Origin of the sequence: Hyalangium sp. (genome assembly GCF_035629615.1) — a bacterium.
In the GTDB taxonomy this organism is placed as follows: domain Bacteria; phylum Myxococcota; class Myxococcia; order Myxococcales; family Myxococcaceae; genus Hyalangium.
The window spans coordinates 1-7,893 of record NZ_DASPHO010000350.1 but is presented as its reverse complement, the minus strand read 5'-3'; the positions used below and the strand labels follow the sequence as shown (position 1 = coordinate 7,893).

General features: G+C 68.3%; 11 protein-coding genes. 8 read left to right on the top strand and 3 right to left on the bottom strand.

Annotated features, from left to right (window positions below; translation table 11 throughout):
- Positions 1-2: 2 nt before the first annotated feature.
- From VD972_RS17770 to ychF, 5 genes are all read left to right on the top strand, one after another.
- Entirely contained in the window at positions 3-407 is a 405-nt protein-coding gene (locus VD972_RS17770) for a hypothetical protein (protein ID WP_324988563.1), read from the top strand.
- Entirely contained in the window at positions 407-1,468 is a 1,062-nt protein-coding gene (gene atpB, locus VD972_RS17765; protein ID WP_324988561.1) for a F0F1 ATP synthase subunit A, read from the top strand. Before VD972_RS17770 ends, atpB begins: the two co-directional genes overlap by 1 nt.
- A 137-nt stretch (positions 1,469-1,605) precedes the next feature.
- On the top strand, positions 1,606-1,836 hold the full coding sequence (locus VD972_RS17760; protein ID WP_224240070.1) for an ATP synthase F0 subunit C: 231 nt from the start codon (positions 1,606-1,608) through the stop codon (positions 1,834-1,836).
- Between the two features lie 143 nt (positions 1,837-1,979).
- Complete coding sequence (gene atpF / locus VD972_RS17755) at positions 1,980-2,516, top strand: F0F1 ATP synthase subunit B (RefSeq protein WP_324988557.1); 537 nt, start codon at positions 1,980-1,982, stop codon at positions 2,514-2,516.
- Positions 2,517-2,567: 51 nt separating this feature from the next.
- Positions 2,568-3,677 (top strand): redox-regulated ATPase YchF, encoded by a 1,110-nt coding sequence (ychF, locus tag VD972_RS17750; RefSeq protein WP_324988555.1) that lies wholly within the window; start codon positions 2,568-2,570, stop codon positions 3,675-3,677.
- 21 nt (positions 3,678-3,698) lie between these two features.
- On the opposite strand, the gene VD972_RS17745 is transcribed toward ychF, so the two are convergent.
- The 3 genes from VD972_RS17745 to VD972_RS17735 all read right to left on the bottom strand — a co-directional run bounded on the left by VD972_RS17745 (position 3,699) and on the right by VD972_RS17735 (position 5,636).
- Positions 3,699-3,980, bottom strand: coding sequence for a hypothetical protein (locus VD972_RS17745; protein ID WP_324988553.1), 282 nt, complete (start codon positions 3,978-3,980; stop codon positions 3,699-3,701).
- Positions 3,981-4,071: 91 nt separating this feature from the next.
- Positions 4,072-4,806, bottom strand: coding sequence for a hypothetical protein (locus VD972_RS17740; RefSeq protein ID WP_324988550.1), 735 nt, complete (start codon positions 4,804-4,806; stop codon positions 4,072-4,074).
- Between the two features lie 62 nt (positions 4,807-4,868).
- Positions 4,869-5,636: a hypothetical protein gene (locus VD972_RS17735; protein ID WP_324988548.1), complete on the bottom strand. Its 768-nt coding sequence runs from the start codon at positions 5,634-5,636 to the stop codon at positions 4,869-4,871.
- A 229-nt stretch (positions 5,637-5,865) separates the two neighbouring features.
- Between VD972_RS17735 and VD972_RS17730 the strand changes: the two genes are divergently transcribed.
- The 3 genes from VD972_RS17730 to agmC form a co-directional block, all read left to right on the top strand.
- Positions 5,866-6,366: a hypothetical protein gene (locus VD972_RS17730; protein ID WP_324988546.1), complete on the top strand. Its 501-nt coding sequence runs from the start codon at positions 5,866-5,868 to the stop codon at positions 6,364-6,366.
- A 90-nt stretch (positions 6,367-6,456) separates the two neighbouring features.
- Positions 6,457-6,993 carry a heme NO-binding domain-containing protein gene (locus VD972_RS17725; RefSeq protein ID WP_324988544.1) on the top strand — a complete coding sequence of 179 codons (537 nt, stop codon included), beginning with the start codon at positions 6,457-6,459 and terminating at the stop codon, positions 6,991-6,993.
- Positions 6,994-7,038: 45 nt separating this feature from the next.
- Positions 7,039-7,893, top strand: an 855-nt coding sequence (gene agmC, locus VD972_RS17720) for an adventurous gliding motility protein AgmC (protein ID WP_414654079.1), incomplete at its 3' end; no start/stop codon positions are given.

Genomic DNA, 7,893 nt, shown 5'->3' with positions numbered 1-7,893 from the left:
AAGTGAAGGACACGCCCAGGGCCCGGGAGAGCTTCCAGAGCCATGCGCTGGTGGCGTTAGGGGTGGCGGTGGTGGGGGTGGCGCTGGCGGCGGCGCTGCCGCAGACGCCGGAGCACCGGTGGCCGGCGCTGTGGGGCACGGGGTTGGCGTCGTTGACCGGGGTGGTGTCGCTGGCGCTGAAGCGGCGGGCGGCGCAGCGCAGCCTCAAGGCCGCGCTGAAGGCGGTGGGCCTGGTGTTCGCGCTCCGGGCGGTGACGGTGGCGGCGGGGCTGTACGCGATGGTGTCGCGGGGAATGGGGCCGTGGGGGTTCGTCGCAGGTTTCTTCGGTGTCTACCTGGTGCTGCAGTGGGTGGAGATCAGCTACGTGAATGCCGCGGCTCGTATCGCGGCGGGCGGAGACGAGTGATGCGCAAGGCAATGGTCCTGTTCGCCAGTCTGTTCGCGGGCGCTGTGTCCGCCGCGGGGCCGTCCGCGGACGGTGCCGAGAAGCCGGACGTGGCTGAGTACATCATGCACCACGTGTCGGACTCGACCGAGTACGAGTTCGAGGTGCCCCTCAGCGACGAGCACAAGATCATCCCCCTGCCGCAGATCTTCATCCCCCTGACGGCGGGGGCCTGCGACGTTCCGGCGGGCGAGGCAGCAGCGGCGGGCGGACACGGCGCGGCGCACCCGGGGCTGATGCAGGGCTGCCTGGACCTCTCCCTCACCAAGCACACGGTGATGATGTTTCTGTCTGCGCTGCTGCTGGTGGGCTCCATCCTGATCTGGAGCAACCGCGACAAGTCCAAGCTGGTGCCGCGCGGGGTGGGCGCCAACCTCTTCGAGATGCTGGTGGTCTTCGTCCGGGACGAGCTGGCCATCAAGAACATCGGCAAGGAGGAGGGCCCGCGCTACGTGCCCTACCTGCTCACCGCGTTCTTCTTCATCCTCTTCATGAACATGCTGGGCCTGTTCCCGTGGATGGCGACTGCCACGGGCAACATCGCCGTCACCTGCGCCCTGGCCCTGCTCACCTTCATCCTCACGCAGGTGGCAGGCATCCGCGCGGTGGGCTTCGGCGGCTACCTGGCGCACCTCACGGGCGGCGTGGCCTGGTGGCTGTGGCCCATCATGATTCCGGTGGAGATCCTCGGCCTGTTCACCAAGCCCTTCGCCCTCACGATGCGTCTGTTCGCCAACATGCTGGCGGGCCACATCGTCATCTTCTTCCTGCTCGGCCTCATCTTCATGATGAACAGCGCCGCGGTGGGCCTGGTGGCCGTGCCCTTCGCCATGGGCATCTACTTCCTGGAGCTCTTCGTCGCCTTCGTGCAGGCCTATGTCTTCACCATGCTGTCGGCCCTCTTCATCGGCATGGGCGTGGCCATGGGCCACCACGGAGACCATGGCCACGGCGATGACCACCACCACGGGGACCACCCCGAGGGTGCCAAGAGCCACGACCACGGACGGGCCCACGCGTGACGAGTTAGCGGGGCGCCGGTAGCAGCGGGGCTCCGGAGAGAACCCGGCGGTTCGAAAGGCCGCCGGAGGTAGTCCAAAAGGGAATACGACCCCCCCACCAAGTGGGTCCTACCTACGAAGAAAGAAGAAGTGCTCCCATGACCAACCTCGCTCTTGCGTTCCTGTCCGCCGGCATCGGTGCCGGTCTCGCCATCATCGGTGCCGGCCTTGGCATCGGTAAGCTGGCCGCCTCCGCCATGGAGGCCACGGGCCGTCAGCCGGCCGCCGGCGGCGACATCCGCACCTCCATGATCATCGCCGCGGCGCTCATCGAAGGCGCCACGCTGTTCGCGCTGGTGATCTGCATCCTGCTGGCCACCAAGACCTAGGCAGGAAGTCCCAGGCCCGGCGCTCGCACTCCGCGGGCGCCGCGCCGGGAGGCCCGCTCCCGTGTGTGGAGCCGAGAGCCTCGAGCCGTTGATTGCGTTGAACCCCGCCGTTCCCTCCCTCCCTTCCGCGAAGGATGACCCCGATGAACACCCTCCTCCTCGCCGCCAGCTTCCTGGAGGTCCGCCCGGGCCTCATCTTCTGGACCCTCATCACCTTCGTCCTCGTGCTCTTCGTCCTGCGCTGGAAGGCCTGGGGCCCCATCCTCTCCCTGGTGGAGGAGCGCGAGAAGCAGATCTCCAGCGCCATCGAGAGCGCCAAGAAGGAGCGCGCCGAGGCCGAGAAGCTCCTGGCCGACCAGAAGACGGCCATCGCCGAGGCCCGCCGTGAGGCCGCGGAGATGATGCGCAAGAACCAGCAGGACGTGGAGAAGTACCGCGAGGAGCTGATGGCCAAGAGCCGCAAGGAGGCCGAGGAGTTCAAGGCCCAGGCGCGGCGCGAGATCGACGACCAGAAGACCAAGGCGATCGCCGAGGTGCGCTCCCTGGCGGTGGACCTGGCCATGGATGTGGCGAGCAAGCTCATCTCCGAGCGCATGGATGACGCCAAGCACCGCGCCCTGGCCGAGCAGTTCGTCAAGGGCCTGCCGGTGCCCGGCAGCAACCCCTCCACCCGCGCCTAGTCAGGCTCGCCGGGAAGCGGCCCGCCGCCTGGGCTGTTCCAAGGAACCGTCATGGCGCTCTCCATTGGTATCGTCGGGCTGCCCAACGTGGGCAAGTCCACCCTCTTCAACGCGCTGTCCTCCGCCGGCGCGCAGGCGGCCAACTACCCGTTCTGCACCATCGAGCCGAACGTGGGCGTGGTGCCTGTGCCGGACGAGCGGCTGGACAAGCTCACGGCGCTCGTCAAGCCGCTGAAGAAGGTGCCCACCTCGCTGGAGTTCGTGGACATCGCCGGGCTGGTGCGCGGCGCCTCCAAGGGCGAGGGCCTGGGCAACCAGTTTCTGGCCAACATCCGCCAGGTGGACGCGGTGCTGCACGTGCTGCGCTGCTTCGAGGACGACAACGTCACCCACGTCGAGGGCGGGGTGAACCCGGTGAGGGACCGGGACGTGGTCGACACGGAGCTGTGCCTCAAAGACCTGGAGACGGTGGAGAAGCGCCGCGAGCGCGCCCAGCGCAACGCGAAGATGGGCGGCAAGGCGGGCGACGAGGCCAAGGCGGAGCTGGCGCTGCTGGACAAGGTCAAGGCCGGGCTGGACGAGGCCATCACCGTCCGGGGGCAGAAGCTCACCGAGGACGAGCACGCGGCCATCCGCGAGCTGTTCCTGCTGACGGACAAGCCGGTGCTGTACGTGGCGAACATCTCCGAGGGGCAGATCGGCAAGGAGGATGAGTCGCCGCACGTGCGCGCGGTGAAGGAGATGGCGGCGAAGGAGGGCGCGGAGGTGGTGGTGCTCGCCGCGGCCATGGAGGCGGAGATCCAGCAGCTTCCGGAGGAGGAGCGGCCGGGCTTCCTGGAGAGCGCGGGGCTGACGGAGCCGGGCCTGCACAAGGTGGTGCGGGCGGGCTACAAGCTGCTGGGCCTGTACACGTACTTCACGGTGGGCGAGCAGGAGTGCCGTGCCTGGACGATCCACAAGGGCTACAAGGCCCCACAGGCGGCCGGCGTCATCCACTCGGACTTCGAGCGCGGCTTCATCAAGGCCGAGGTCATGCGCTGGGAGGATCTGATCAAGCTCGGCAGCGAGTCCGCGGTGAAGGACAAGGGGCTGCTGCGGGTGGAGGGCAAGGAGTACGTCGTCCAGGACGGCGACTGCATGCACTTCCGCTTCAATGTCTAGGGATAGCGTCTAGAGAGCGCGCTAGAAGCCGCGCCTGCGCATGTAGAACCAGAAGGCCGTGACGGCGACCGCGATCAGGGTGTTGAGGATCGCCGAGCGCTTGTGCCGGCCTTCTTCATCCGGGTAGCGCAGAGCGAGCGTCCACTCGCTCCCCAGGCGCAGCACGAAGAAGGCCAGGATGAGAGCCGGCCCCGCCCAAGGGGGCGCCACGCCCGGCTTGAGGGCCGTGGCCAGCGCGCCGACGAGCGCCACGGTGCCGAGCATCCGCGAGACGAGCAGCCAGGGAGGATAGGTCCGGTTCACGGTGACAGTCTCGCCGCGAGGGGCTCGTCCGCCAACGAGGATGTGCTGGCGGCCGCTCGAAACGAGACATGTCTGCGCCCGGCCCGGTGGCTCAGGACGGCTCCAGGATGACGCGGATCGTGTCGTAGTAGAGGGACGTGGTGCTCTCGAAGCCCGAGTCCGTGCCGACGAGCAGCCAGAGCTGGCCTGCTGCATCCGTGGTGATGGGCAGCGGGTTGTCGCGGTTGTCGCGGGTGATGAAGCGGTAGGGCGGGGTGACACAGTCCGTCGAGCCGTTGGCGACGTCACCCACCACCCTTGCGTTGGCGCCCCCCATCGACTGCTCGCCCTTGTCCACGTTGAGGCGGAGGTTGCCGGAGGAGTTTGTCACCCGGTCCGGCTGGGCGCTCGCCGCGCCCACCTTCACGTAGACACTCTCGCCCGGGGCGCCGCCGGCGCCCACGCAGCCCGTGGGCGAGTTGCTAGCCAGCTCCAGCTCGAAGGTGACGGTGTACTCGGTGTTGGGAGACAACTCTGTCACCGGGTGAGTGAGGAACATGAACAGGTCATCGCTCACGTTCCTCCCCGAGACGAAGAGAGCGCCGCCCGGAAGGCCCACCTCGGCAGGGAGCTCCCGGCGCTCGAAGAGGAAGCCCACGTCGTTGACCTGGCTCGGGGCGAGATCCGTGAAGTTGCCGGTCCAGCTCTGCGTGCTCGTGTCGAAGAGAAAGAGCAGGTCGCGGCGACCGGTGCCATCATCAGGCCCGTCGAGCGCCGCCGAGCAGGCTGGCGACAGGCCCAGGAGCAGGCTGGCGAGCAAGAGGGAGCGGAGAGGGGTTGCAGCCAAGGGACTCCTCCAGAGTGCGCGTACCCGGTTCTCTCGCTTGGACGGCGTGCCCCTGCGCGAATTCAGGACGGCTCCAGCAGCACACGAAGGGTGTCGTAGTAGAGCTCGGTGGTGCCCATGTAGTCCGACTCCGTGCCCACGAACAGCCACACCCGGCCCTCGTCGTTCGTGGTGATGCGGAGCGGGTTGCCCAGGTTGTCACGGGTGATGATGCGGTAGGGCGTGTTGAAGCACTCCTCCAGCTCGTTGGAGATGTCCCCCAGCACCTGCGCGCTGGTGCTGCCGAGCGACTGGTTGCCCTTGTCCACGCTGAGCCGGACGCGCTGCGTGTTGGCGTCCTCCACGGGCAGGGGCTGCGCCAGCGAGGCGCCCACCTTGAGGAACACGTCCTCCCCAGGCTCGCCGAGCGTGCTCGCGCAGCGGCGGGGCGCATTGCTGGCCAGCTCCATCTCGAAGGTGATGGCGTAGGGCGTGTTCGGCTTCAGCCGGCCCACCGGGTACGAGATGAACGTGAAGAGGTCGTCGCTCACGTTCGTGCTCGAGAGGAACAGCGAGCCGCTCTCCCGGTCCGTGCTCGCGGGCAGCATGCGCCGCTCGACGACGAACTGGATGTCCTTCGGATCCTGGCCCATCGCAAAGTCCGCATAGCTGCCGGTCCAGTCGCTCACTGCCAGGCTGAAGTCGAACGTCAGATCGCGGCGGCCACTGTCGTTCTCCGGCAGGGGGTCCTGCCCCTCACCCGGCTCGATCGTGTCCAGGCATGCGAGCGGACCACCGAACAGCGCCACCAGCACCAGAGAGAGGAAGTTCGAACAAGAGGAGCGGAACATGGAGGCTTCCTATAGGCACGATGGGAGCCCTTGCCCCTTTACCCCTGCCTCGAAGCGTCCGCCACCTCGCGTCAGGCGGGGCGCAGTGACTCCCGGTGAACGCTCGTTGACAGCGTCGCCCGCTTCACCCCCAGCAGCGCCGCCGCCTCGGCCGCCGACAACGTCGGCTGCTGGAGGCTCGCCCCTTCGTCTCGTCTCCCTCGCCCGCGGGAGAGCGGTAGGGTGCGGTATGGCTTCCCTGCTCGACACGCTCGCTCGAGAGCGCCTCTTGAAGGATCCCGCGGCGGCCGCCGAGGCGTTCGTCCCGGGCGAGCCCCCCGAGGTGTCACTCCTGCGCCTGTGTGAGGCGGGCCTCCTGCATGGAGGGCTCTCCGTCGCGCTGGACGTGCGGCCGGATGAGCTCGTCGGCCCGCTCGCTCAGGCCATGGGCGGTGCCGCCCGGAGCTTCAAGCTCGTGGATGTACGCGAGCGCCGCACCTTGGAGTTACACGTGCTCGTAGGGGAGCTCACCGAGCGCTGGGAGGTGGAGGACCTCAGCGCCCTCGTCCACAACCTGAATGACCTCTACCGAGAGGCCGCGGATGTGCGTGCTGTCGCCATCCTGGGAGAGTGGGCCGACGCGCTCCAGCTGCTGTGTGTCGACAAGGGCGCACTGGCTCGTCTGCTGCGCCAGCCCTTCTTCTCTCCCGCGAACGCACGGTACCTCCAGCGTCTCACGGAGAGTGCGTGAAGACTTCCCTGAGGGGTATGGGATGATGCATCAGGCGTGCGCACGGGGAGGCGCGCCTCGAATCCCGGCAGGTTCGAGGAAGGCAGACACATGCACGGCATCATCTTCAACCAACTCCGTGGCTACGCACAGGCTCGTCTCGGCGAGCAGGGCTGGGAGACACTGCTTCGGGAAGCGGGGCTTCCCTCGCGGATCTACCTGGCGTTCCAGAGCTATCCCGACGAGGAGGCCGTGGCGCTCGTCACCGCGGCCTCCCGGAAGACGGGGCGCTCCGTGAGGTTCCTGCTCGAGGACTTCGGTGAGTTCATCGTCCCGAACCTGCTGAAGATCTACCGAGGCGCCATCAAGCCCGGGTGGACCATTCTGGACGTCGTCGAGAACGTCGAGCGCATCCACGACGGGGTGCGTCGGGATCCGCATGCGACGCCGCCGCGGCTGGAGTGCGAGCGCGTGGACAAGGCGACGGTCCGCGTCGTGTATTCCTCGCCCCGGAGGCTGTGCGGTGTGGGCATCGGCTTCGTCCGGGGGCTGGCCCTCGCGCTAGCGCAGCGCGTGGACGTGAGGGAGAGCCAGTGCATGCACGAGGGCGCGACGCACTGTGTGTTCGTGGTGAAGCGGGTCGACTGAAGCCGAGACTCGACCGCTCTCGGTCGGCTGGGGCAGCATAGCCCCATGCGGATCCACCTCTTCCTGGCCGGGCTGTTCCTCGCGGGTGGCGCACTGGCGGAGCCGGACACCTTTGGGCTCGGCACCGGACGGGACGGCCCGCTGAGCGTGGGGCTCCCGGACACCGTCATCAACCACGCCGGGCAGCTCACCGCCGGCGCGGCGGCTGGGACGAAGGAACTGGTGATCTCCAACGTCGGTGCCTTCGCGGCGGGCGAGCTGGTGCTCGTCCACCAGTCCACGGGCCTGGAGCCCGCTCCGGCCTCGGGAGCTCAGCAGCCCCTCGATCTGGGCTCGGGCACGGTGGGGCGGTTCGAGTACGCGCGGGTGGAGGCGGTGGTGGAGGACAAGCTGCGGTTGACGGCGCCGCTGCAGTACGGCTTTGCCGCCGGCGTGTCTCAGGTGGTGAGCGTGCCGGAGTACACGGACGTGCAGGTGCTCGCGGGCGCCTCGCTGAAGGCGGTGCCGTGGGATGGGAGTGCGGGCGGCATCCTGGCGCTGCTGGCCACGGGCACGCTGACCAACGAGGGTCTGATCAGCGCGGATGGCGCGGGCTTCCGCGGTGGTGCCTTCATCAACCACCCCGGGGACTACAGCTGCACCGCGCTCGACGAGGTCGCGGGGAGCGGTGGCTCCTATAAAGGAGAAGGCCTGGTGGCCGGGCGCTTCGGCACGGTGGCTGGGCGGGGCAACCTGGCCAGCGGCGGTGGAGGCGGCAACTGCCACTGCGCGGGTGGCGGTGGAGGAGGCCATGCCGGTGCAGGAGGGCAGGGAGGGTACTCCGCCAGCATGACGGAGCAGCCGGATGAGGTGGGCGGACTGGGGGGAGCCCCTCTGGTCTCCGTGCCCTATGAGCAGCTT

Bases quoted from the DNA above. Each gene is read 5' to 3' on its own strand.
- atpB (WP_324988561.1), top strand. From the start codon at position 407: ATGCGCAAGGCAATGGTCCTGTTCGCCAGTCTGTTCGCGGGCGCTGTG.
- ychF (WP_324988555.1), top strand. From the start codon at position 2,568: ATGGCGCTCTCCATTGGTATCGTCGGGCTGCCCAACGTGGGCAAGTCC.
- atpF (WP_324988557.1), top strand. From the start codon at position 1,980: ATGAACACCCTCCTCCTCGCCGCCAGCTTCCTGGAGGTCCGCCCGGGC.
- VD972_RS17725 (WP_324988544.1), top strand. From the start codon at position 6,457: ATGCACGGCATCATCTTCAACCAACTCCGTGGCTACGCACAGGCTCGT.
- VD972_RS17760 (WP_224240070.1), top strand. From the start codon at position 1,606: ATGACCAACCTCGCTCTTGCGTTCCTGTCCGCCGGCATCGGTGCCGGT.
- VD972_RS17730 (WP_324988546.1), top strand. From the start codon at position 5,866: ATGGCTTCCCTGCTCGACACGCTCGCTCGAGAGCGCCTCTTGAAGGAT.
- VD972_RS17735 (WP_324988548.1), bottom strand. From the start codon at position 5,636: ATGTTCCGCTCCTCTTGTTCGAACTTCCTCTCTCTGGTGCTGGTGGCG.